We start from the raw sequence: 752 nt of genomic DNA on the forward strand, positions 1-752 counted from the left end.
TGTGGCCCGGGCCCTGCGCGCCGAAGCGGCGCGCGTCAGCGCCTCGCTGGGCCATCTGCCCGGTGAGGCCCGGCTGAAGCCCGGTTGAGGCCGGGTTGAGGCGTGCAGCCCGCTGCCGCTACGGCGTCACCAGCGTGTAGGCCATGCGCACGCGCTGCATGTCGCGGCCCAGGCGGCGGCTCTCAGGCAGGCGGCGCACCCAGGCCAGCTGTTTCACGGTGCGCGCCATCAGGGCGCGGGTCTCGGGCTCCATGGACTGCACGAAGTCCCGCCAGGCCGTGCGCGCGGCCGGCATGGCGCCGGCCTGCTCCAGTATCCAGGCCGTGGAGTGGGCGTAGCACAGGGCATCGCGCACGCGGCACAGCGCCAGGGGCAGGTGGGCGGCAGGGTCGTCCTCGAAGTCGATGAAGCCGATCACGCCATCGGCACAGCAGACCATGTTGCGCGCAAAGGCCTGGCTCAGGCAGTCGCCGCTGCCATGCACCTGCTGCAGGGTCTGCAGGCCCTGCAGCCACAGCGCCAGCGTGCTGCCATCCCCCCGGGGCAGGGCGGCTTCCATGGCATTGCCCAGCGAGGGCGCCTCCACGCCGGGGCTGCCCAGGTGGCGCATGGCAAAGCCGTCCTCGCACTCGGCCAGCACGGCAGGCACGCGCAGGCCGCGCTGCGCGAGCTGGCGCAGGCGGCGTACCTCGGTGCGGATGGCTTCGTGTCCGCCGGGGTTGGGCACGGGCCGCAGCACGGGCAGGCGCAGG

Annotated in this window: 1 protein-coding gene; it reads right to left on the bottom strand. The window is 73.9% G+C overall.

Annotated elements, in window-relative coordinates:
* Positions 1-118: 118 nt before the first annotated feature.
* Positions 119-752, bottom strand: a 634-nt coding sequence (locus tag L995_RS25695; protein ID WP_047474139.1) for a hypothetical protein, incomplete at its 5' end; no start/stop codon positions are given.

Source organism: Delftia sp. ZNC0008 (assembly GCF_000799035.1).
GTDB classification, from domain to species: domain Bacteria; phylum Pseudomonadota; class Gammaproteobacteria; order Burkholderiales; family Burkholderiaceae_C; genus Comamonas; species Comamonas tsuruhatensis.